Annotated in this window: 22 protein-coding genes; 6 read left to right on the top strand and 16 right to left on the bottom strand. The window is 63.5% G+C overall.

The genetic code is table 11. The features are described from left to right. Positions 1-63: 63 nt before the first annotated feature. The 9 genes from nrdR to LE416_RS02985 all read right to left on the bottom strand — a co-directional run bounded on the left by nrdR (position 64) and on the right by LE416_RS02985 (position 11344). The gene (gene nrdR / locus LE416_RS03025; protein WP_225047014.1) at positions 64-534 is read right to left on the bottom strand and encodes a transcriptional regulator NrdR; all 471 of its coding nucleotides are present in this window, start codon (positions 532-534) and stop codon (positions 64-66) included. Between the two features lie 161 nt (positions 535-695). Beyond that, positions 696-1292 (bottom strand): dephospho-CoA kinase, encoded by a 597-nt coding sequence (coaE, locus tag LE416_RS03020; RefSeq protein ID WP_225047013.1) that lies wholly within the window; start codon positions 1290-1292, stop codon positions 696-698. After that, a complete protein-coding gene (gene mutM / locus LE416_RS03015; protein ID WP_225047012.1) occupies positions 1289-2137 on the bottom strand; it encodes a DNA-formamidopyrimidine glycosylase in 849 nt (282 codons plus the stop codon). The genes coaE and mutM overlap by 4 nt, the downstream gene beginning before the upstream one ends. 12 nt (positions 2138-2149) lie before the next feature. Next, positions 2150-4792, bottom strand: coding sequence for a DNA polymerase I (gene polA, locus LE416_RS03010; protein WP_225047011.1), 2643 nt, complete (start codon positions 4790-4792; stop codon positions 2150-2152). Positions 4793-5304: 512 nt separating this feature from the next. Then, entirely contained in the window at positions 5305-6015 is a 711-nt protein-coding gene (locus tag LE416_RS03005) for a Bax inhibitor-1/YccA family protein (protein WP_225047010.1), read from the bottom strand. An 80-nt stretch (positions 6016-6095) separates the two neighbouring features. After that, on the bottom strand, positions 6096-7418 hold the full coding sequence (gene murC / locus LE416_RS03000) for a UDP-N-acetylmuramate--L-alanine ligase (RefSeq protein ID WP_225047009.1): 1323 nt from the start codon (positions 7416-7418) through the stop codon (positions 6096-6098). Positions 7419-7431: 13 nt separating this feature from the next. Then, a complete protein-coding gene (locus LE416_RS02995) occupies positions 7432-10266 on the bottom strand; it encodes a DNA translocase FtsK (RefSeq protein WP_225047008.1) in 2835 nt (944 codons plus the stop codon). Between the two features lie 100 nt (positions 10267-10366). Then, a complete protein-coding gene (gene ytpR, locus LE416_RS02990; RefSeq protein WP_225047007.1) occupies positions 10367-11002 on the bottom strand; it encodes a YtpR family tRNA-binding protein in 636 nt (211 codons plus the stop codon). A 21-nt stretch (positions 11003-11023) separates the two neighbouring features. Next, positions 11024-11344, bottom strand: coding sequence for a thioredoxin family protein (locus LE416_RS02985; RefSeq protein WP_225047006.1), 321 nt, complete (start codon positions 11342-11344; stop codon positions 11024-11026). A 120-nt stretch (positions 11345-11464) separates the two neighbouring features. Here LE416_RS02985 and LE416_RS02980 point away from each other — a divergent pair, with 120 nt between their 5' ends. Then, positions 11465-11770, top strand: coding sequence for a hypothetical protein (locus tag LE416_RS02980; protein ID WP_225047005.1), 306 nt, complete (start codon positions 11465-11467; stop codon positions 11768-11770). On the opposite strand, the gene trmB is transcribed toward LE416_RS02980, so the two are convergent. From trmB to LE416_RS02960, 4 genes are all read right to left on the bottom strand, one after another. After that, positions 11757-12404: a tRNA (guanosine(46)-N7)-methyltransferase TrmB gene (gene trmB / locus LE416_RS02975; protein WP_225047004.1), complete on the bottom strand. Its 648-nt coding sequence runs from the start codon at positions 12402-12404 to the stop codon at positions 11757-11759. The two genes, LE416_RS02980 and trmB, sit on opposite strands and share 14 nt — an antisense overlap. A gap of 61 nt (positions 12405-12465) precedes the next feature. After that, positions 12466-13239, bottom strand: coding sequence for a phosphotransferase family protein (locus LE416_RS02970; protein WP_225047003.1), 774 nt, complete (start codon positions 13237-13239; stop codon positions 12466-12468). Between the two features lie 136 nt (positions 13240-13375). Further along, the gene (locus LE416_RS02965) at positions 13376-14587 is read right to left on the bottom strand and encodes an ABC transporter permease (RefSeq protein ID WP_225047002.1); all 1212 of its coding nucleotides are present in this window, start codon (positions 14585-14587) and stop codon (positions 13376-13378) included. After that, entirely contained in the window at positions 14580-15317 is a 738-nt protein-coding gene (locus LE416_RS02960) for an ABC transporter ATP-binding protein (protein WP_225047001.1), read from the bottom strand. The genes LE416_RS02965 and LE416_RS02960 overlap by 8 nt, the downstream gene beginning before the upstream one ends. A gap of 100 nt (positions 15318-15417) precedes the next feature. Between LE416_RS02960 and LE416_RS02955 the strand changes: the two genes are divergently transcribed. From LE416_RS02955 to LE416_RS02940, 4 genes are all read left to right on the top strand, one after another. Beyond that, positions 15418-15846, top strand: a complete 429-nt coding sequence (locus LE416_RS02955) for an HIT family protein (protein ID WP_225047000.1) — start codon at positions 15418-15420, stop codon at positions 15844-15846. Position 15847: 1 nt separating this feature from the next. Next, entirely contained in the window at positions 15848-16204 is a 357-nt protein-coding gene (locus tag LE416_RS02950; RefSeq protein WP_225046999.1) for a YtxH domain-containing protein, read from the top strand. A gap of 115 nt (positions 16205-16319) precedes the next feature. Next, positions 16320-16658: a hypothetical protein gene (locus LE416_RS02945; protein WP_225046998.1), complete on the top strand. Its 339-nt coding sequence runs from the start codon at positions 16320-16322 to the stop codon at positions 16656-16658. 150 nt (positions 16659-16808) lie between these two features. Further along, positions 16809-17723, top strand: a complete 915-nt coding sequence (locus LE416_RS02940; RefSeq protein ID WP_225046997.1) for a peptidylprolyl isomerase — start codon at positions 16809-16811, stop codon at positions 17721-17723. 111 nt (positions 17724-17834) lie between these two features. Here the strand turns inward: LE416_RS02940 and LE416_RS02935 are convergent, their stop codons facing one another. The 3 genes from LE416_RS02935 to LE416_RS02925 all read right to left on the bottom strand — a co-directional run bounded on the left by LE416_RS02935 (position 17835) and on the right by LE416_RS02925 (position 21766). Continuing rightward, a complete protein-coding gene (locus LE416_RS02935; protein WP_225046996.1) occupies positions 17835-18803 on the bottom strand; it encodes a 3'-5' exoribonuclease YhaM family protein in 969 nt (322 codons plus the stop codon). Between the two features lie 498 nt (positions 18804-19301). Beyond that, positions 19302-19649 carry a YlbF family regulator gene (locus LE416_RS02930; protein ID WP_225046995.1) on the bottom strand — a complete coding sequence of 116 codons (348 nt, stop codon included), beginning with the start codon at positions 19647-19649 and terminating at the stop codon, positions 19302-19304. Positions 19650-19687: 38 nt separating this feature from the next. Next, on the bottom strand, positions 19688-21766 hold the full coding sequence (locus tag LE416_RS02925) for a PBP1A family penicillin-binding protein (RefSeq protein WP_225046994.1): 2079 nt from the start codon (positions 21764-21766) through the stop codon (positions 19688-19690). A 104-nt stretch (positions 21767-21870) separates the two neighbouring features. On the opposite strand from LE416_RS02925, the gene LE416_RS02920 reads away from it, so the two are divergent. Further along, positions 21871-22707 carry an RluA family pseudouridine synthase gene (locus LE416_RS02920; protein ID WP_225046993.1) on the top strand — a complete coding sequence of 279 codons (837 nt, stop codon included), beginning with the start codon at positions 21871-21873 and terminating at the stop codon, positions 22705-22707. Positions 22708-22766: the final 59 nt, after the last annotated feature.

The raw sequence follows: 22766 nt of genomic DNA, 5'->3' as shown, positions 1-22766 counted from the left end.
GGCATCCCCCTTTCGGCGCCCCGCGCCACCGCCCAAAAAAGGCGCCGGCGCAATCGCCAACGCCTATTTATTGGACTGCTTTTCCTTTTTCATCATGTCCTGCAGCTCCTGCATGAACACGGACATGTCCTTGAACTGGCGGTAGACGCTGGCGAAGCGGATGTAGGCCACGTCGTCGACGTCGGCGAGCTGCTTCATCACGTACTCGCCGATCATCTGGCTGGAGACCTCGTTTTCGCCGATTGCGCGCAGCTTGTTCTCCACGCCCTCGACGATGCCCTGCATCTGCTCCATCGTCACCGGCCGCTTCTCGGCGGCGCGGATCAGGCCCTTCAGGATCTTCTCGCGGTTGAATTCCTCGCGGGTGCCGTTCTTCTTGATGACCAAAAGCGGCGTCTGCTCCACGCGCTCGAAGCTCGTGAAGCGGAACCCGCAGTTCTCGCACTCGCGGCGCCGCCGAATCGCGCGGCCGCCGTCCGTTGGCCGCGAGTCAACGACCCGCGAACTGTTGTGATGACAATGTGGGCATTGCATTAGGCCACCCTCTTTGTAGTTGATACCACATTATAACACGCCACATGTGGTGTTTCACCTGTTTCATGACAACAGTTCAGGAAGCGGCCGCACCGCGCGGTCAGCACTTGCTAGCGCCGACCAGCGCACCGCGCACCCGGACCACGGACGCGGTCGCGGCCCTACCTGCTGAGCGCGGCGAGCAGCTCGCGGACCTGCTGGATCCGCGCCAGCTCACCCAGCGAGTTATCGATCAGGAAGTCGGCGCGCGCGATCTTGTCCGCCAGCGGCATCTGCGCGGCGATGCGCGCCGTTGCGGCCGCCCGCGTCAGGCCGTCGCGGGCCATCAGCCGCTCCAGCTGCAGGTGCGGCGGCACCGTGACCACCGCCACGCCGTCGAAGGCGGCGACGTAATCCGTCTCGTACAGCAATGGAATCTCGCCGACCACCACCGGCGCGCCAGAGGCCTTGGCCTCGGCCAGCGCGTCGTTGATCGCCGCCCGCAGGTACGGGCGGTCGATCGCGTTGAGGCGCGCGAGCTTGGTCGGGTCGCTGAACACCGCATCGCCCAGCCTACGCCGGTCCAAGGTGCCGTCCGGGCGAATCATCTCCTGGCCAAACGCCGCGGCGATCTCGCGCAGCGCGGGGCGGCCGGGGGCCACAATCTCGCGGGCGATCACGTCCGCGTCCACCACCGGGCAGCCGAGCCGCTTGAAAACGGCGGCCACCGTGCTTTTGCCGGTGGCGATGCCGCCGGTCAATCCCAAAAGATAGGTCATGCTAACTCACGCTTCCTCAACGGCTGGCAGTGCGGGCAAAAGTGCGTCCCGCGCTGGCCAACCTTGGTTTTCACAATGGTCGTGCCGCAGCGGTCGCAGGGCGTGCCCTCGCGATCGTACACGTGCAGCTGCTCCTGAAAGCCGCCGCGCCTGCCAGTCGCGTCGACGAAGGTGTGCACGGAGGTGCCGCCCATGTCCGTCGCCCGACTCAGCGTCGCGATGATCGCATCGTGCAGGCGGTTGGTCTCCCGGCGCGTCAGGGTGTTGGCCGGCTGGGCGGGGTTGAGCTTACTCTCCCACAGCGTCTCGTCGGCGTAGATGTTGCCCACGCCGGCGACGACGGTCTGGTCTAGGATCACGGCCTTGATCGGCGCGCGGCGCTTGTGCACCGCCTGGTAGAACGCGGCGGCGGCGAAGTCCGCCTCGGTCGGTTCCGGGCCCATCTTCGCCAGCCCGGCCACCACCTGCGACTCGGTGCCGGTGTCGGTCAGCCGCATCCGGCCGAACTTGCGCATGTCGTGGTAACGCAGCTCGGAGCCGTCGGTGAAGGTGAACCACACGTGCACGAAGCGGTCGTGCGGCAAGTCGGTGTCCGGCACCAGCTGGTACTTACCCTCCATGCGCAGGTGAGAGACAAGAGTCAGGTCGTTGTCAAAGCGCAGCAGCAGGTACTTGCCGCGCCGGTCGATGGCAACCACCGTGGCGCCGTGCAGCGCCTGGTTGAACGCGGCCAGGCCGCCGACCAGGATCTTCTCCCAGTCGGTGCCCACCGCCGCGACCGTTTTGCCCGTGATCAGCGCACTCAGGCCGCGCCGAACATTCTCAACTTCTGGTAATTCTGGCATTGCCCCTCCTTGTCACTTCGCGTCAAACCAGGTGTCGCCGTAGTGGCTCTCCACCTTCAGCGGCACCGCCAGTTCAACGGCCGAGTCCATCACCTTGGGCACCAGCTCGGCCAGCTTGGCCATTTCCTCAGCCGGGCCTTCAAAAATCAGTTCGTCGTGCACCTGCAGCAGCATGCGCGACTGCAGGTGGTTCGCGTCCAGCATCTGCTGCATGCGGATCATCGCGACCTTGATGATGTCGGCCGCGCTGCCCTGAATCGGGGTGTTCATCGCGGTGCGCTCCGCAAACTGGCGCAGGTTGAAGTTCTTCGAGTGAATCTGCGCCAGGTAGCGCCGGCGGTGAAACAGCGTCTCGACATAGCCCTGCTCGCGCGCAATCGCCACCATCCGGTCCATGTAATCGCGGACCTGTGGGTACTGCTCGAAGTACCCGTCGATGAAGGCCTTGGCCTGCTTGCGGGTGATGCCGATATTTTTGGCTAGGCCGAAGTCGCTGATGCCGTACACGATCCCGAAGTTGGTCGCCTTGGCCTGCCGCCGCATGTCCGGCGTCACCTGGTCCGGGCTGGTCAGCCCGAAAATCTTCATCGCGGTGTTGGCGTGGATGTCGCGGTCCTCCTTGAACGCCTCTTGCATGTTGGCGTCGCCGGAGATGTGCGCGAGCACGCGCAGTTCGATCTGGGAGTAATCGCTGGAGAAAATCTGCCAGCCCGGGTGCGACGGCACGAAGGCGTGGCGCACCTGCTTGCCGACGCCGCGCGCCGGAATGTTTTGCATGTTCGGGTCGACCGACGAGAGCCGGCCGGTCTGCGTCAGCGTCTGCAGGTAGCGGGTGTGGATCTTGCCGTCGGGCAGCACCGCCTTGATCAGGCCGGTGACGTAGGTGGACTGCAGCTTCGCCACGGTGCGGTAGTCCAGGATGTCCTGGACGATCGGGCTTGCGTCCTTGAGCTGCTCGAGCACCTCCACGGCCGTCGAGTAGCCGGTCTTGGTCTTCTTGATCACCGGCAGCTTCAGCTTCTCGAACAGGACCTCGCCCAGCTGCTTGGGCGAGTTGAGGTTGAAGGTCAGCCCCGCCTCGCCGTAGATTTTCTCCTCCAGCACGTGCATGCTGGCGGTCCATTCGTCGCCCATCTTGGCGAGCACCGGCTGGTCCAGCGGGATGCCCGCGATTTCCATCCGGGCCAAAACCAGGGCCAGCGGCAGCTCGAGGTCGGTGAACAGCTTGGTTTCGTCCTGCTCCTCAAGGTCGGCCGTCAGGTGCGGCCGCAGTGCCAAAAGCGCCTTGGCCTTCATGGCCAGGTGGGCGAACAGATTGGGCTCGTCCGGGACCTTGCGCTTGGCGCCGGTGCCGTAGACGTCGGCGTCGAACGGCAGCCGGTAGTCGTGGTCTTGGGCGATCTGGCCGAAGTCGTTGCTGTTTTGGTCCGGGTTCAGCAGGTAAGACGCAAGCAGCGCGTCGAACACCACCGGACCGAGCGTCACGCCGAGCCGGGACGCGGCGACCAGGTTGCGCTTGGCGTCAAACACCGTCAGCTCGTGGGCGGCCAGCCAATCGGCAAGGGGCTTCACGCTCAACAGCGTCGCGTCGCTGGACACGAAGGTCGCCTCCGCCGTAGCGATGACAAAGCCGATCGGTTCGGCCACGTGGTAGTTCTCCTCAAGCATCTCGAGCTCGAAGGCCACCGGCGCGCTGGTGGTGGGCAAAAGCGCCAGGTTCGCGTCGGTCAGCACCGTGTAGGTCGGCGCGTCCTCCGCCGCCGTGGCATCCTGATCCGGGGCCGGCAGCTTGGCCAGCGCCTGGCGCATGTCCAGCCGCGTGAACAACCCGCGCAGCGCCTCGATGTCGGGGCCGGTGTAGCGGATGTCGTCCAGGCCGATGGCGATCGGCGCGTCCTGCAGAATCGTCGCCAGCTTTTTGCTCATGAAGGCGTTGTCCCGGTCGTTGATCAGGTTCTCCTTCATCTTGCTCGGCTTGAGCTCATCGAGGTGCGCGTACAGGTTCTCGATCGAGTCGAACTGGGCCAAAAGCTTGAGCGCCGTCTTCTCCCCGACCTTGGTGACGCCGGGGTAGTTGTCCGAGGTATCCCCCATCAGCCCCTTCAGGTCAATCAGCTGGCGCGGCGTGATGCCCAGCTTCTCCTGCATGTAGGCCGGCGTGTAGGCCTCAAGCTCCGCGACGCCCTTCTTGGTCACCTGCACGGTCACGGCGTCGGTTGCCAGCTGCGTCAGGTCGCGGTCGCCGGTGACAATTGTGGTGACCATGCCGGCGGCCTCGGCCTGCTTGGCCAGCGTGCCGATGATGTCGTCGGCCTCGTAGTCCTGCAGCGCGTAATGGGCCATGCCGTGGTCTTGAATCATCTCGTGGATCAAAGGCAGCTGCTCGAGCAGCTCGCTGGGCGCCTTGTCGCGGTTGCCCTTGTAGTCGTCGAACATCTTGGTGCGGAAAGTGCCGCCGCTTTTGTCGAAGGCGACCAGGATCCGGTCAGGCTTGACCTTGGCCACGATGTTGTCGAGCATGTTGTTGAACGCGAACACCGCGTTGGTGTGCAGGCCCTCGCTGTTGGTGAAGCGATCCAACTGGTTGTAAAGCGCGTAAAACGCACGGAATGCCACCGAGCTGCCGTCAATCAGCAGTAATTTTTCTTTCGCCATGAGTCTCCTCCATCTTCTACTGCCATTGTAACATGCCGCGCAAGGCGGTGGCGGGCAACCGCAGGGCTACTCGTTTTGCTAATTGTGCCAGGCTCCGCCTGGTTATCGTCGGGCTGCGCCTGGCAACGGTCACTCATCCAGCTAAGACCTCACATTGGGCCAAAGTACGGCCCAACGCGCTACCTTACGCTGGCTGGTGACCTAAGTGCGCAGGCTCCGCCCTGGTTGTCGTCGGGCTGCGCGGCGCAACGTCGGTTCGCCCAGCTAGGGATGTCACTCGGGCCAAAGTGCGGCCCAAGTGCCATCCCAACGCTAGTCGACCGACTAAGTACGCGCCGCTCCGCCCTGGTTGTCGTCGGGCTCCGCCTGGCAACGTGGAAGCGACTAGCTACGCCAAGTCACTCGGGCCAAAGTGCGGCCCAAGCACCTTGGCTAAGCTACTCGTTCCGCTAAGTGCGCCAGGCTCCGCCCCGGGACACAAAAACCGCGCCGAAACGGCGCGGTCGGTGGAGCTAGTTGCGGTCTGAGCCGCCGAAGATTTGAAGAATCGCCAGGAACAGGTTCAAAAAGTCGAGGTAGAGCATCAGCGCGCCCTGAACGGCCAAGGCACCAATGCTGTAGCCGAGCTGGCCACCGGCGTCGGCGGTCAGGTACAGGCGCTTAATCGCCTGGTTGTCCCAGGCCGTCAGGATGATGAAGATGATCAGGATGGCGTAGGCAATCAGCAGGCTCATGCCGCTTGAGTGCATGAAGAAGATGTTCGCGAGGCTCATCAGGATCACACCCCACAGCGCGGTGCCGGCGATGGCGCCCGGCCGACTGAGGTCGCGGTTGGTGACGCGGCCGAACACCGACATGGAGATGAACACAATCGCGGTGGTGAACAGCGCCGCCGTAATGTTTGCGCTCGGGTAGACCATCCAGATTGACGCGTAGGTGAAGCCGAACGACGCTGTGATCAGCAGGTACACCACCGTGGCGTACCCGACGTTGCTGCGCGCCGCCCGGTTATTGATGACGAACGACAGGATCAGCGGCAGCGCCATCAGGACGTAGAACATCACGGGGTGCTGGCCGATCAGGCTCAGGTACTGGGCCTGAAAAACGTTCCCCAGCAGGTAGGAAATCGCCCCGGTCACCGCAATTCCCAGTCCGACCGTGGCGTAAACCCGGTTGAAGAAGCTCGCCACGCCGGTTTCATTGACAACACGACGTTCTTCCATCGTATCAGTCCTTTCTCGTAAGTGAATACACCCATTGTACCAAGTCGCGGGCTGCCGGCCGTCGGACCTAAGCCCGATTTCTAGTTGGTCTTCGGGGAGACGTCGGACAGCAGGTTCTCGAAGGCGACCTCGTACTTCTGGATGTCGCCGGCGCCCATGAAGACGTAGGCGGCGTCCTTGTAGTCCAGAAGCGGCGACATGTCATCCAGCTTGATGACGTAACCCTGCTTGATCTTGGCGGCGAGGTCTTCGGCCGACACGCTGCCGGACTGCTCGCGCGCGGAGCTGAAAATTGGCGTGACGTACACGGCATCGGCGCTGCTCAGCGTCTCGGCGAACTCGTCGAGGTAGGCGATGGTGCGCGAGAAGGTGTGCGGCTGGAAGACCGCGACCACCTGCTTGTCCGGGTACTTCTGGCGGGCGGCGTCGAGCGTCGCCTTGATCTCGCTTGGGTGGTGCGCGTAGTCGTCGATGATCACGGCATCCCCCATCTTCTTTTCGGAGAAGCGGCGCTTGACGCCGGCGAAGCTTGCAAGCTCGCGCGCGATGTACTCCGGATCAAGGTGCTCGGTGACGCCGACGGCCACGACGGCCAGGGCGTTCAGGACGCTGTGATCCCCGAACAGCGGCACGAAGAAGTGGCCGATCAGCTGGCCTTCGTGGAAGGCGTCGAAGCTCGAACCCGTGGTGGTGCGGCTGATGTTTTTGGCCACGAAGTCGTCCGTGTCCTTTTCGCCGTAGTAGTAAACCGGCACGTCGACGTCGAGCTTGCGCAGCCACGGGTCGTCGCCCCAGGCGAAAATCGCCTTTTTGACCTGCTTGCCCTCCGCCTCGAAGGCCGAGTAGACGTCCTCGATGCCGGTGTAGTAGTCCGGGTGGTCGAAGTCGATGTTGGTCATGATCAGGTAGTCCGGGGCGTACGCGAGGAAGTGGCGCCGGTACTCGTCGGCCTCGAAGACGAAGAACTTGGAATCGGGCGTGCCCTTGCCGGTGCCGTCGCCGATCAGGTAGGACGTTTTTTCGATGCCGCTGAGCGTGTGGGCCAAAAGCCCGGTGGTGCTGGTCTTGCCGTGCGCGCCGGCGACGCCGATGCTGGTGTAGTCGCCCAGCAGCTTGCCGAGGTACTCGTGGTAGCGGAAAAACGGCAGGCCGAGCGCCTTGGCGGCCTTGACCTCTGGGTGCTCGTCGGTGAACGAGTTGCCGCAGATGATGGTGTAGCCCGGCTTGATGTTGGCCGCGTCGAACGGCAGCATCTCGATGCCAGCGGCGGCGAGGCCGCGCTGGGTAAAGGTGTACTGCGTGATGTCGGAGCCCAGCACCGTGTGGCCCAGGTCGTGCAAAATTTCGGCCAGGGCGCTCATGCCCGAGCCCTTGATGCCGATGAAGTAATCAGTTTCTGTCAATTGTGTTCCCCTCTTAATGTGCGGTTTGGTCGATCGGCTTGGGCAGGTCTTCCTTGTTGAAGTAGACGTCGCGCGGCTTGGACCCGTTGGCCGGCGAGATGTAGTGACGCATCTCGAGCTCGTCGATCAGGTTGGCGGCGCGGTTGTAGCCGATTGAAAAGACGCGTTGCAGCTTGGACGTCGAGACGTTTTTCTCCCCCACTAGGTACTTGAGTACATCAGGGAAAAGCGCGTCCTGCGCCTCAACGGCGTTGGCGTGCGCGACCAGCTTGTCCGGCTGGAACAGGTACTGTGGCGCCCGCTGCTGCTTGACAAAGTCGACGATCGACTCGATCTCGCGGTCCACGAACGTCCCCTGCAGCCGAATCGGCTGGCTGGCGCCGTTGCCAAGGTATAGCATATCACCTTTGCCCAGCAGGCGCTCGGCGCCGTTGTGGTCGATGATGGTGCGCGAGTCAACCTGGCTTGCGACCATGAAGGCGATGCGCGTCGGAATGTTGTTCTTAATGGTGCCGGTGATCACGTCCACCGACGGGCGCTGCGTCGCGACAATCAGGTGAATGCCGGCAGCGCGTGCCTTGGCCGTGATGCGCGCAATGTAGTCCTGGAACTCGGTGGCCGCGACCATCATCAGGTCGGCCAGCTCGTCCACGATGATCACGATGTGCGGCATCACCAGCCCGTAGTCGCCGTGCGCCTCCGCCATCTCGTTGAACTGCTTGAGGTTGCGGGCCCCGGCCGCCGCGAGCTTCTGGTAGCGCTCCTCCATCTCGTCGACCGCCCACTTCAGCGCCGCGCTTGCGGCCTTGGGGTCGGACACGACCGGCGACACCAGGTGCGGCAGGCCATTGTAGACGGCGAGCTCCACCGCCTTGGGGTCGATGAGCAACAACCGCACCTGCTGCGGCGTCGCCTTGTAAAGCAGCGACGTCAAAAGCGAGTTGATGAACACGGACTTCCCGGACCCGGTGGCGCCGGCGATCAGGCCGTGCGGCATTTTGTCCAGGGTGGTGACCTGAGGCTGGCCGAACAGGTCGACCCCAAGCGCCACCGTCAGCGGTGACTTGGCGTCCTGAAACACCGGCGAACCCAGCACCTCGCGCAGCATCACCGGCCGCGGGTGGAGGTTGGGAATCTCGATGCCGACCGTCGACTTGCCCGGAATCGGCGCCTCGATGCGGATGTCCTTGGCGGCAAGCGCCAGCTTCAGGTCGTCGGTCAGGTTAGTGATCTTGTTGACCTTGACCCCCGGCTCGAGCGCCACCTGGAACTGGGTGACGGTCGGCCCGACGGTGTGCGCCACCGTGTGGGCCTCGACGTGAAAAGCGGCCAGCGTCTCGTCCAGCTGCGCGGCCTTGTCGGCCACCCAGCCCTCAAGCGCGTCGTGATCCTGGACCACCGGTGGCGCCAGCAGGCTCAACGGCGGCATCGCGTAAGGCGCCTCGGGCGCCGTGGTCGCAGCCGGCTTCGACGCGGGTAGCGCCTCCGGCTCGGACGCGCTCACGGCTAACGCCGGCACGACATCGGGTGGCGTCGGCTCTGCGACACGCAAGGCGGCCGGCGTAGCGGCCCCCTCCCCTGCGCCCGCCCCGACATCATCGGTGTTGCCCGGAGCATGAGGCGTCAACGTGTCAGTCGGCGCCGGTTCCGCGATTGCGGCGGACGGGCCGGTCATCGGCTCGCGCGACGGCGCGGCCGGTGCCGACTGCGCGATGGTTGGCTGAGGCGACGGCGGGGTCACACCCACCGCGGCCTTTTTGGCGGCCCGCTTGGCCTTCAGGTACTCGCGCACCGAATCCCGCACCGCGTACGGGTTCGGCAGCTTCGAAGGCCGCGCCGCCGGCGTCTTCGCCTTCTTTTGCTCCGACTTGAGCGTCGGTTCGGCCGGCAGTGGCTGGCCGGTGGCGATCAGCTCCGACACCGTGGCGGCCACCGGGGCCTCCTCCGCAGTCTCGCTCACTTTCGCCTCGCCGGCGATCGGTGCGCCATCCGCAGCTGCAGTCGGGTCATCCCCTGTCGCCGCCGCATCCGCCTCAACGATTGGCGTCGTGATCACGTCGTCAAGCGCTTCGTCATCACGGGAGGCGGCCACATCGACAGTTTCTGCGGTTTCTGCAGGTTCATCAGGTTCTGCCGTCACCGCTGCCCCTGTATCGGTCTCGGCGATGTCGGGCTCATCGTTTGCACCGACATTCTCGGGCTCACTCGGGCTCGACCCCTCGGCGGTTTCGGTGACCGCCGCAGTCGCTTCGGTCTCGGCCGCCACATCATCGTCTGCGTTCTCGACAATCTGCTCGTGGTCTTCGACAGCCGCATCGGCCGGTGCTTCCTCGTCGGCCGCGTCCTCCGCGTCCGAAGCGCCAACGGCTGCAACTGAAGCCGCATCGGCCGGCATTGGTTCGAAGTCCGGGGTCGCCGTGGCAGCAACCGGCGTGGGGTCAGCCGGTGCCGGCGCGACGGTGTCCACCTGCTGGTCGTCTCCAACAGTCTGGGCCCCCGGCGCCTCGACCGTCGCAGTCGCGGTCAGCGCCTCGGCCTCATCGTCCGCGGCCGTGGTGAACAAATAAACCGCTGCCGGATCCGGCCGCATCGCGGTCACGATTGCGCCGTAGTCCACGACCACCTTCTTCGGGTGCGGGCGGTGCTTGGGCACCGCGATCAGGGCCGCGAGCGGGTCGATGGAGTGCCGCCCCGCATCCTCGAGCGCGGGCTTGGCCGCCGCTGCCGCCATTTTCCCAGGCTGGTCTGCGCGGGGCTTTGGCTGGCGCGGCTTGTACTTCGGCAGTGGATAGGCCGGCTCTGTTGTGTGTGGTTCCCGGTTGAACGCCGGACCGTCGTAGTGCGGCATATCATCAACTCCCATTTTCACTAATGACATAATTCTACCATACGTTGCGCCGCCCCAATCAAAAAACCGCCGAACTCGTCGGCGGTTCTGTGGTTCGGGTCTATTGCGCGGCGACGACGGCCGCGGCCACGGTCGGATCGTAGGCGGTGCCTGCCGCGATGTCGTCGGGCATAATCAGGATGCCGCGCTGCTGCGGCGCGTTCGGGATGGCCAGCTCGCGCGCGGCGCACAGCATGCCGTACGATGCGACGCCGCGCAGCTCACCCGGCCAGATCAGCTTGCCATCCGGCATCATGGTGCCGGGCGTCGCCGCCACCACGGTCTGCCCCAGAGCGGCGTTCGGCGCGCCGCAGACGATCTGCTCGGTGTGGCCATCGCCCAGGTCGACCTGCGTGATGTGCAGGTGGTCGGAATCCGGGTGCGGCTCAAAGCCGACGATTTTGCCAATCACCAGGTGCGAGCCATCGACCTCAAGCGTGCCGGGCAGGTCCGCCGCGGCAAGCGCGGCGTTGAGCTTGGCCACTTGGGCCGCGTCCAAGAACACCTGACCCTCGCCTTCGAGCTCACCGACCCATTGGCTGGCGTGAAAGAAGTTGAAGCCCACGGCGCTGCCTTGTTCGTCGTAGATGCCCACGATGTCCTGGGCAACGCGCACGGTCTGCTGGTCCGGATCCGGACCGAGCACGGCGACGAGGGTGTCCCCCCACGCCTGATGGTTAACACTGGTGATCAACATACTGGTAATCGTCCTCCTTAATTATGCTGGCAAGCCGTTGATGAAGGTCTCAACCTCCTGGCGGGTCTTGCGGTCGCCGTTGACGAAGCGGCCAATTTCCTTGCCGTCTTCGATGGCGATGAAGCTTGGGATGCCCATGACACCCTTGTCCTGGGCAATCTCGATGTTCTCGTCGCGGTCAACGTAGATGAACTGGTAGTCCGGGTACTCGGCCTCGATGGCGGGCATGGCCGGCTTGATGAAGGTGCAATCCGGGCACCAGTCCGCGCTGAAAAACAGCATCTTCTTGCCGGCGGCGTTAGCGGCGGCCAAAATCTTCTCGTTGGAATCAAATTTTTGCATAGTCCTCGTCCTTTCACTTACGTTTTACAAGTGAATCATACACGATTTCGGCGCGTTTGACAATGCAGCCAGTGTACTTCTGGATTATAATTAACGCAACCACAGAAAAGAGGGACTCACATGGCCAAACGTCTGCATTACGCCGCGGCGACCGCGCTGGTCGCCGGCGCCGCCGGCTTCACTGCCACCCGCGCCTACGCGTACTACTGGCACCACTACCTGCCCAACCGCCTGTTCAAGAAGGTCAGCGCCCAGATCGCCGACGCCGCCGATCGCACCGGCGGCTGGATCAACATGACCCCGGACGCCGGCTGGGTGGACGACCACCTGATCGCGACCTACCGCGGCGGCATCACCACCGCCACGGCCACCTTCACCTTCGTCGTCAGCCAATCCGGCAAGCTGCTGTCGCTCACCCGCGCTTGAAGTGCGCGACCAGCTCGTGAATCCGCCCACCCTTGGCCGAGAACTTGTGCTCATACTCGGTCTCGACGTTGCCCTCGATGCGCGCGTCCTGGTGCACGTCCAAAGACACGAGGTCGAACACCATGCCGTAGTTGTTCATGCTGACCAGTGAGTATTCGAAAAAGCCCTGGTTGTCGGTCTTGAACTGCAGGCTGCCGGCGGGATCCATGATCGCCTGATACTGCGCCAGGAAGCTGGCGTAGGTCAGGCGTCTTTTGACGTGCTTGGACTTCGGCCAGGGATCGGAGAAGTTCAGGTAGAGGTTGGCCACCTCGCCCGGCGCGAAGTAATCCGTGAGATCCGCCCCGTCGCCCAGAATCAGCTGGAGGTTCGGCAGGTTCAGCGCCACCTGCTTGCGCAGGATGTACGCGATGGCGACCTCCTGGATCTCAAGGGCGATGAAGTTTTGCTCCGGGTGGGCCTGGGCCATCTCGACGATGAACTTGCCCTTGCCCGAGCCCACCTCAAGGGCGAGCGGCCGCGCCTGGTCGAACTTGCTCTGCCACTTGCCGGTCATGCCGACGGGGCGAACCGTGATGTACTCGGGGTGCGCCGCAATCAGCGGGGCCGCCCAAGGCTTGTTTCGTAAACGCATGATTTCCTCCAGTTTTAGGCATAAGTTACGGGCTGTGCCGATACGACACAGCCCGCAGGTTTCATTCGGCCACCAGCTGTGAGAGCTGAAGTAAGGCCCGGTTCATATCGGTGTAGCGCTGCTTCTCGTAGTTGCGCTTGATCTCATTGAGCAGGTGCAGCTGCCCGTACCACGCGATGCGGGCGCTCAGGTCCGGCGTGAGCGCCACGCCGTACGCGGCCAGCCAGTCCCCCCACTGTGCGCGCGGCACGTAGTTGATCAAGACGACAGACAGGTCAAAGGCGATGTCGCCGAGGCTGGCCTGGTCCCAGTCGACCAGGTAGAGCTTCTCGTTGTCGGACAGCAGCCAGTTCTTGTGGTTCAGGTCGCCGTGACACACCCACAGCGTGCGCGGCCGCGGTGGCAGCTGGCGCAGGCGCTTGGAGACCTCGAGCACCAGCGGGTGTTGGCGCAGCGCCTGGGGCAGGTCGGCCACGTACTGGGCGCGCAGCTGCTCTGGCGTCTGGGTGAGGCCGCCGACCTTCTGCAGCATGCGCTTCAGAAGCGTCGAGCGGTGCACCTTGGCCAACAGCCCGGCCACCATCGGCGTGTTCATCTGCTCGCGCGTCAGAGTCCGGCCGTTCAGCCATTCCTGCGCCGTCAGGACGTCGCCGGTCGAAATGCGTTTGGTCCAGATCAGCTTGGGCGTGATGCCCTCAACGGATAAGGCCGCCAAGAAGGGGGACGCATTGCGTTTTAAGAAGAATTTCTCGTGGGCGTAGACACCCATAAAGGCCCCGCCGGTGGTGCCGCCAACTGGCTGCAGCGACCACCCGGGCTCTAAATCTAGATCCATAGGCTTCTCCTTGGTTCGAGTGCCGCAGGACTGCCCATCTAGGCGCCGCTTGCGTATCCCGACAAGAGTCGTGTGACTAATTTCCTACATTAATCTTACACGATTGACGCCTGACGTCAAGGCGTTTCGCGCGATTTTAGCCCCGCGCTTGCCGGCCCAGCCGCATCGGCAGGTACCACAGCGCAAAACCACAGGCCAGCACCAGTCCGGCGCCGACGGCCACGCCCGCCGCCAGGAAGCGGCCGGTGACCACAAGCCCCACAGACAATAGCAGCGCTAAAAGCACCAGGAGCACCAGCACCAGCCGGCCGAACGCGCGGTTGCGCTGCGCCGCCGGCAGCGGGTAAAGGTGCGTGAACACGATGTCGTCGGAGGCCAGGGCCAAGGGCAGCAGCTGGAACCCGACCAGGTAGACGAACAGTGCGGCCAAAAGCGCGACCAGCCACAGCGGCTTGGCGAAGGTCAGCACCACCGCCCCGATTACCAACAGCCGCAGGTACAGCCCGGAGAACTCGGTGCGGCGCAGGAACCCGCGCACGTAAAGGAAGTCCCAGGCGTGCGCGTGGTTTTGCGACACCAGGTGCGCCAGAAAGTCGAGGTACCGCCTGCGCCGCACCCCACCGCCGAGCCCCGGCACGTCGGTGAACAGGTTGTAGAAGCGGTAGAGCCGCCCCTGCCGCCGCTCCTCAAAGGCGATGAGCCCGAGCCAGTCAAGTCCGGCCGGCGCGAAGTGGTCGCCGAGCTGCCAGCGCAGCCCGAGGTCCAGCACCAGCGCGACCGCCGCGGCCACGACCGGGTGAAGGAACAGCCCCAGCGTGAGGGCGGCAAAGGCCACGAGCAGCAGCAGTGCGCGCGTCGCCCACCGCGGCAAAAATGCGGGGTAGAAGCGTAAAAGCTGCAGCCACAGGTCGCAGTCCTTGAACGCGACCAGCGCCACGCCCAAGGTCAGCGCCCCGGCCAGCGGCGCGATGCCCAGCACCTGAAGCATCGGCGCGCAGGCCAGGGCGGCCAGGGCCAGCACCACCAGCGGCAACAGCAGGCTATAGCGCCGCGCGCGCAGCAACAGCTTGGCGAACGCCCCGGTTTGCGGCAGCAGGAAGGTGCTGTCGGCCGCCTGGGCCAGCGACGCGAGGCCGCCGAGGCTCAACAGCCCCGCCAGAATCAGGCCGAGCAGCAGGCGCAGCCACCAGGTCACCGTGAGCGTCTTGATCCAGGTGCTGTAGGCGTAGAGCAGCGCGCCGGCCAAGATGACCAGCACGAGGACGAAGTGATCGTTGAAGACGAACTGCAGGTACTTGAACTGCGTTTTTTGGTGCCGACGCAACCGGCTTCGCCACAGCTCACCCATTGGCGGCCTCTTTCGTCATCGCCATGTAGATGTCGTCCAACGACGCCCCCGGCAGCGCAAAGTCCTGCTGAAGCTCAGCCTTGGTGCCGGCCGCGCGCACCTGCCCGTCCTGCAGCAGCACGAAGGAGTCGGCGAACTGCTCGGCCGTGGCCAGAATGTGTGTGGACATCAAGACCGCCCCACCGGCCGCGCGCCGCGCCACCACGAGGTCCAGCAGGTCGTGAACGGCCAGCGGATCGAGGCCGGTGAACGGCTCGTCGATGATGGTCAGCTTGGCCTCCACCATGAAGGCGGCGACGATCATCACCTTCTGCTTCATCCCCTTGGAGAACTTGGCCGGAAACCAGTCGAGCTTGTTGGCCAGCCGGAACTTCTCAAGCATCGCGTCGGCGCGGGCCCACGCCGCCTTGGGCTCGAGGTCGTAGGCCATGATGGTCAGCTCGAGGTGCTCGCGCAGCGTCAGCTCCGGGTACAAAACCGGCGTCTCCGGCACGTAGGCGATGGCGCGCCGGTAAGCGTCCGCGTCGGTATCGAGGGTCGCCGAGTCGATGGCGATGCTGCCGCCGGTCGGCTTGAGCAGCCCGATGATGTGCTTGATGGTCGTCGACTTGCCCGCGCCGTTGAGCCCGATCAGTCCGACGATGGCGCCGTCCGGCACGGTGAAGCTCAGCTGTTTCAGGACTGGAAGGTTGCCGTAGCCGCCAGTCACATTGGTCAGCGTTAAGGTCATGTGGGTCCCTGCTTTCGTCTGTGATTTCAGTTACATTTATGATAGCATGAAATCAAATCAAAAACTCAACCGCACGGCATTTGAGGAAAGAGGAAACCGCATGACAGATTGCATTTTTTGTAAAATCATCGCCGGGGACATTCCCAGCGTGAAGGTGTACGAAGACGACGACGTTCTGGCCTTTCTGGACATCAGCCAGGCCACCCCGGGCCACACCCTGCTGGTGCCCAAGACCCACGTGGCCGACCTGTTCGCCTACGACACGGCCTTGGCCGAAACCGTCTTCGCCCGCCTGCCAAAGATTGCCCGCGCCATCAAGGCCTCGGACCCGCGCATTCTCGGCCTGAACGTGCTGAACAACAACGGTGAGGTCGCCTACCAAAGCGTGTTCCACTCGCACATTCACCTGATCCCGCGCTACTCGGAAGACGACGACTTTAGCATCCACTTCGGCGATCACACCGCCGACTACACCCCGGCCCAGCTCGAGGCCATCGCCGAAGGCATCCGCGCAAAGGTTGGTGACTAACATGAAGTTCACGACTGGTTTTCTCATCGGTGCCGCGGTCGGCACCACCTACGCCCTGCTCACCGCCAAGAAGACGGGCCCGGCCCGCCAGCGGGACTTCGTCGCCTACACCGACGGCATCACCGACGCCACCCGCGACGTGCAACACGCCGTCACCCGCCTGGGCAAGGCCGCAACCGAGCTCAAGGCGACGATTGCCGAAACCCTGACGCCCAACGTCGAGGCGATCCAAGACGCCGTCACCGACTTCAGCTTCCAGACCGAGGCGCACACCAAGGCGCTGAACGCGCACGTGGAGAAGATCAACGACGCGCTGGAGGCGGTGGCACCGGCAATCGACGCGGATCCGCAGGCCTGATGTAACGAGCCCCCCAGCCCACCACCCATTCACAACCGGCTTCGTGACGCCCGGTAACCCGACCAACGTCCAGCCCGGAACGACGTTAAAAGCTGTGGGTAGTTTAGGGGGAAACATGAAAAAAGTGGTTCTGACCGTTCTGACGGTCCTCTCGTTCCTTTTGGTTCTGACGGCATGCAGTGGTGCAAAGGCTGCTGATTACCCAACCGCCGCCAAGGCCGAGGCGGCACTGAACGCCGGCAAGAAGCTTGATGGCAAGACGGTGTCGTTCAAGGTCACCAAAGTCGAGCCCAAAAGTGTGCTCGGCTACAACCTTCAGGCAGGAGAGCACCTGAACTTCGTGTCGCAAGACAATCCCGGCGTCAAAAAGGGCGACGTGGTCACCGTCAAGGTCAAAAAGGCCGGAAACGTACTTGGGTCCTTCGTGATCTCGTACACCGATCTCAAGAAGTAACCGGGTTGCCTCCCCTAGCGGCTGGTGCGTGCGAGCCGCACCGGAGGCATCGACTGTAATGTTTGAAGCTTCTGTGAAAAGACCCCACGTTTTTCGTGGATGTGTTATAGTTGAAAACGTGCAAAATCAAAACATATAGGATGTGTCAAGATGAAAAAATGGATTGCCGGCTTAGCTGGCTTAGTTCTCGCAGCGGCCTTGGCGGGCTGCTCAAGTGGCAGCGCAACGGTTGCCAACATGAAGGGCGCCAAGATCACCAAGGACGAGTACTACGAGCAGATGAAGACGTCCAGTGATGGTGGGGAAGCAACCCTCCGGAACATGATCGTCGAAAAGGCTCTGGAGCAGCAGTACGGCAAGAAGGTCACGACCAAGCAGGTCACCACCCAGTACAACAACGTGAAGAAGTCCTACGAGGCTCAGGGCCAGGACTTTGCCTCCGCGCTGACCCAGGCCGGCCTGACCTCCAAGTCCTTCAAGGATCAGATCAAGACCTCCCTGCTTTCCGAAGTTGCCCTGAAGGACCTCAAGAAGCCGACCCAAAAGCAGCTGGACAAGCAGTACAAGGCCTACTACCCGAAGATCACCGTGCAGCACATTCTGGTGGCTAAGAAGGCTAAGGCAACCGAAATCATCAACCTGCTGAAGAAGAAGAACACCACGGCTTACTTCTCCACCCTGGCCAAGAAGTACTCCACGGATACCGGTACCGCGTCTGACGGCGGCAAGCTGACCGCGTTCGACAACACCGACACCCAGCTGGATTCCACCTTCAAGGCGGCGGCCATCAAGCTCAAGACCGGCGAGTTCACCACGACCCCGGTCAAGACCACTTACGGCTACCACATCATCCGTGCCATCAAGGCACCTGAAAAGGGCTCCGAGGCCAGCTTGAAGAAGACGCTGACCAAGCAGCTCTACACGACGTGGCAAAGCGACCAGACCGTCATGACCGGTATCATCAAGAAGGTCCTGGTCAAGGCCAAGGTCAACATCAAGGACAGCGACCTGAAGAACGTGCTTTCCACCTACCTGGACTCCTCTTCAACCACCGCTTCCAACTAAGCACCGCGCGCCCCTGCCACTGGCAGGGGCGTTTTTTTGGTTCTCTGAGACCCAAACAAAAAAAGAGACCCGACTGCCGCAGCAATCGAGTCTCTATTTAGTCTGTCTGGCCTAGCGCGGATCCGGATAGGTCTGGCCGTTGGTCGGCCGGTAGAAGCGGCGGTTGTCCATGCCGAACAGCCGCTCGGAGAACGTGCCGGGCGCCACGTGCTGGTAGACGGTGGTCATCATGTTGACCGACGCGTCCAGCTCGTCGAGGTCGTGCAGGATCTGCGCCTCCAACAGCTGCGGGCGCACCGGGCTGCCATACTCCAGTAGGCCGTGGTGGGACAGGATCATGTGGCGCAAAAGCACCATGTCCTCGCCGTGCACGTCGATTTTCAGCTGCTTGGCGGCGGCCACAATCTCCTCGTCGACTAGGACAATGTGGCCGATCAGGTTGCCCTCGACGGTGTATTCAGTCGCCGTCGGGCCGGTCAGCTCCATCGTTTTGCCCAGGTCGTGCAGGATTGCACCGGCGAACAGCAGCGACTTGTTGACGCTCTTGTACTGCGCGGCGACGCCCTTGGCCAGGCGCAGGATGCTCAGCGTGTGGAACGCCAGGCCGCCGGCGAACGCGTGGTGGTTGGACTTGGCGGCCGGGTAGGTCAAGAAGGCCTGCCGGTGGTCGGCCAAAAGCTGGCGCACGATGCGGTTCCAGTTCGCGTTGGTGATCTCGAAGATGAAGCTGTTGAGCTCCTCCCCCATGTCCGCGGCGGTCTCCGGGGCGCGCTCCATGTAGGCCGCCGGGTCGTTGCCCTCCTCCTGCGTCGCCAGGCGCAGGTTGTAGAGCTTGATCTGCGGGTTGTTCTGGTACAGCTCACGCTTACCGGTCACGAGCACGACCTCGCCGGGCTTGAACTGCTGGATGTCGTCTTCGGTCGCGTCCCAGAACTTGGCCGTGATGTGGCCGGAGGGATCTTGGAACGTGAAGGCGATGAACTTCTTGCCGCTTTTGGCCATGCGCACGTCCGCGCCCTTGACCAGCATTGCGAGCTTGACCTCGTCGCCGTTTTGATAATCAAAAATCCGTTTTGCCATGTCGTTCACCTTTTCCTAAAGCTTTGCCCTCATTCTACCAGTTCCCGCGGCGCGGCGCCACGCGCAAGGCGCAGTTGCGGCGAATTGGGCGGCCAAGCCCCGAGCCAAATGACCGCCGAGGCGCCCAAGCCCAATTACGGCCCAATCGCCCCGGCTAGGCCACCCGTCCCGCTAAGCCCGCGCTTCTCCGCCCTGGGTCATCGTCGGGCTGCGCAAGGCAACGCGGGAGCGGCTGGCTACGCTATCGCACTTGAGGCAAAGCCCGCGCCCCAATCGCGATAGCTAGGCCACCCGTCCCGCTAAACTCGCCTTGCTCCGCCCTGGGTCATCGTCGGGCTGCGCAAGGCAACGCGGGAGCGGCTGGCTACGCTATCGCACTTGGGGCAAAGCCCGCGCCCCAATCGCGATAGCTAGGCCACCCGTCCCGCTAAACTCACCTTGCTCCGCCCTGGGTCACAAAAACCGGCCGCGCATCTGCGCGACCGGCCGTGGGGCTGATTACTGCTTGTCCTGGTAGAGCTCGGCGATCGGCTGGGCAATCACCTGGTTCAGGTCGTCCATCATCACGGACAGCGCCTGCTCCTTGGCCATCAGGTCCTGAATCGGCTGGATGGTCTGCATCTTCTGGCCGAGATCCTGAAGCGGCTGAACCATCTCCTGGGTGATCTCGATGCCCTGCATCTGCTTTTGCTGCAGGTCAGACTGAAGATCCTGGAACTGCTTGAACAGCGCGTAAGCCACCGCGTCGAGCTTCAGCATGTCATAGGACTTCTTCAGGTCCAGGAACTGCTGGCTTTGGCGCAGGTCCGCCGCCAGCTGGTTTGCAGTATCGTATACGTTTGCCATAAGGCCCTCCTCATTGTGGCGGGTCGCCCCGCCCTGGGTCAGTTGAACCAACCCTTGATTTCATTATACCATCCACTGAGCGTATCTTTGGCCTGATCCAGCCCATTTTGGAGGCCACTTTGCAGGTCACCCCACATGTCCGCCCCGCCGGCGTCGCTGGTCGGTGTCTGCAGGGTCGCGCGGGCCTTGGCGTCGGTGGTGTTGAACGCGGTTTTTGGGGTGTACTGCAGGATGTTTTGCATTTCCGAGCGAAAAAGGGTGGCGCTTGAGCTGCCCGGCGCCAGGAAGTGCTTGGCGTCCGAGTTGGCAAACCCGCTCCACGTGGCGACCACAACGTCGGGGGTGTAGCCGATCACCCAGCTGTCGTGGGTGCCGGAGCCCCACGCGCTTGGAATTTCCACCGTGCCGGTTTTGCCGGCCACGGTGTAGCCGCTCGGCTTGGCGGCGCGACCGGTGCCGTCCTGGAAGGTGCCGATCATCATGCTGGTCATTTCCTTGGCCACGGATTTGCTGATGATGCGCTTGGTGGACGTCTTCGTGTTGTCCACCACCGTGCGGCCGGTCGCGTCAACGATGCGGGTGATAAAGTGCGTCGTCGGCAGGCTGCCACCGTTGGCGAACACGCTGTACGCCCGGGCCAGGGTCAGCGGCGAGTAGCCGCTGGCCACCCCGCCGAGCACGGTCGACAGCTGGTGTTGATCCTGCTTTTTGAGGGTGATGCCAAAGCGCGACAGCTCGGCGACACCCTTGTCGATGCCCAGCTTGTTCATCAGCCAGACCGCCGGCGCGTTGATTGAGTCGGCGAGCGCCGTGTACATCGGCACCTGGCCGCGGTACACACCGTCCACGTTGGTCGGTGTGTAGTTGTCCTTGCCATAGCTCAGCTTCTTGTCGGTCAGCTCGGAGTCATAGGCGTAGCCGTTTTCAAGCGCGGTGGTGTAGACCATCATCGGCTTGAGCGTCGAGCCCGGCGAGCGCTGCAGCTGGGTGGCGTAGTTGAAGCCCAGGTACACGTGCGGTCCGCGGGAGCCGACCACGGCGAGCACCCCACCGGTGTTGGGGTCGACGGCAATTGAGCTGGCCTGCGCCTTGGTGCCGTCCGCTGCGTTGGCCGGGAAGTTCCAGCTGTTGTTGAAGCTGGCCTGCATCTGGGTCTGGTACGTGGTGTTCAGGGTGGTGTAGATGCGGTAGCCCTTGTTGACGATGTCGTCCTCGTCGATGCCGTACTTGTTTCTGGCCTCCTCGATCACCGAGTCGACGAAGTACGGGTACTTCTGGGTGCTGTCGGTGGTGTAGGTGTCCTTGAGCGTCAGCGTCTTGGCCTTTTCCGCCGCGGCCTGGGCCGTCGTCAGCTTGCCGGTCTGCACCTCAAGATCCAGCACCAGGTCGCGCCGCGCGATCGCGTGGTCCATGTGGTCGATCGGGTTGTAGAAGCTCGGGCTTCTCAGCATCGCCACCAGCGCCGCGCCTTCACTTGCGGACAGGTCCGCGGCGTGCTTGCCAAAGTACCGCCGCGACGCGTCCTCGACGCCCCACACCCCGTTGCCGAAGTACGCGTTGTTGAGGTACATCGCCAAAATGTCCTGTTTAGAGTAAACTTTAGTCAGCTGCACGGCCAGAAAAATCTCCTGGCCCTTGCGCAAAAACGTCTGCTTCTGCGACAGCAGCGTGTTTTTGGCCAGCTGCTGCGTGATGGTGCTGCCGCCGCCCGTGATTTGGCCGCGGTTGACCACCAGGGCGACGACGGCGCGCAGGATGCCCTTGATGTCGAAGCCGGGATTGCTGTAGAAGCTGCGATCCTCGGTGGCGATCACCGCGTTTTGGACGTTGACCGAGATGTCTTTGAGGTCCACGTACGTGCCCTTTTGGCCGTACATCGTACCGGCCAGCTTGCCGTCTTGGTCGTAGTAGGTCGTTCGCGTCTGCATGCTGGACTTGATCTCCTGCACGTCGGCGGTCTTGGCCTTGTACGTGAACCAGGTCGACAGGCCCAAGACGGTGAGGAGCACGATGAGGATTCCCCAGCGGATCAACTGGAAGCGCCGGAAGAACCAGGCGATGGCCCTGCCCGCCTTGGCGAGGTAAGGTCGCACCGCCGACCAGAATTGCTTGAGCACAACGCGCACCCCCTTTCACATAATGAGCCTATTCTAGCACACGACTTGCATTCCCCAGTCCTGCTGGAGGCTGATTTTTACCCAATCTCAACAAAGGATTCGCCATGACAACTTTCACCCTAACCAGCACCACCGAGACGCCCGCCGCATCGGTGCGCGCCCTGCTCACCGGCTGGCGCGTGCCCAAGAAATGGCGCCACGAGCTGCGCATCACCCGCGCCGTCCTGATCGACGGCGTCTACCACCACTTCGACGAACCCGTCGCCGCGGGTTCGCAGGTCACCCTGACGCTGACCACCCGGGAGGACCCGCAGTACGCGCTGGACCCCGGGCCGCTTGCCGTGGTCTATTCGGACGCGGGCATTCTGGTGGTCGACAAGCCGGCGGGCATGAAGCCCCACCCCAACCAGCCGGGCGAGACCGGCACCCTGATGAACCGCGTCGCCGCAAGGCTTGCCCCGCGGCCGGCGTTCATCACCCACCGGCTGGACATGCTGACGTCGGGGCTGACCCTGATCGCCAGGGACCCGCTGACCCAGGGCATCCTGAACCAGGAGCTGGGAGACAAAACGATGGCCAGAAGCTACGTCGCGCTGGTGCGCCCCGGACTGCCGGCGGTCGGGACAATCGACGCGCCGATCGGGCTGGACCCAACGGACAAGCGCAAGCGCCGCGTGCGCCCGGACGGCCTGCCCGCCGTCACCCACTACCGGGTGCTGGCGCGCACCGCCGCCTTCGACCGCGTCCGGCTGACGCTTGAAACCGGCCGCACCCACCAGCTGCGCGTCCACCTCGCGTCCCTGTGTTTTCCCATCCTGGGCGATCCGCTGTACAACCCGGACGACGCAGCGCCGCGCCTGATGCTGCACGCCGACGCGCTGACGCTCACCCGACCGCTGAGCACGCAGCGTCTCAGCCTGAGCTGCCCCGTACCGTTCTGACCGGTTAACGCAAAAAGCACGCCTGCCAGCCATCTGTGCGCTGGTCCTGTACGTGACAG

Origin of the sequence: Lacticaseibacillus kribbianus, assembly GCF_020180945.1 — a bacterium.
In the GTDB taxonomy this organism is placed as follows: Bacteria; Bacillota; Bacilli; order Lactobacillales; family Lactobacillaceae; genus Lacticaseibacillus; species Lacticaseibacillus kribbianus.
Note: the sequence above shows the minus strand (reverse complement) of the source record. Positions and strands in the feature narration are given on the sequence as shown.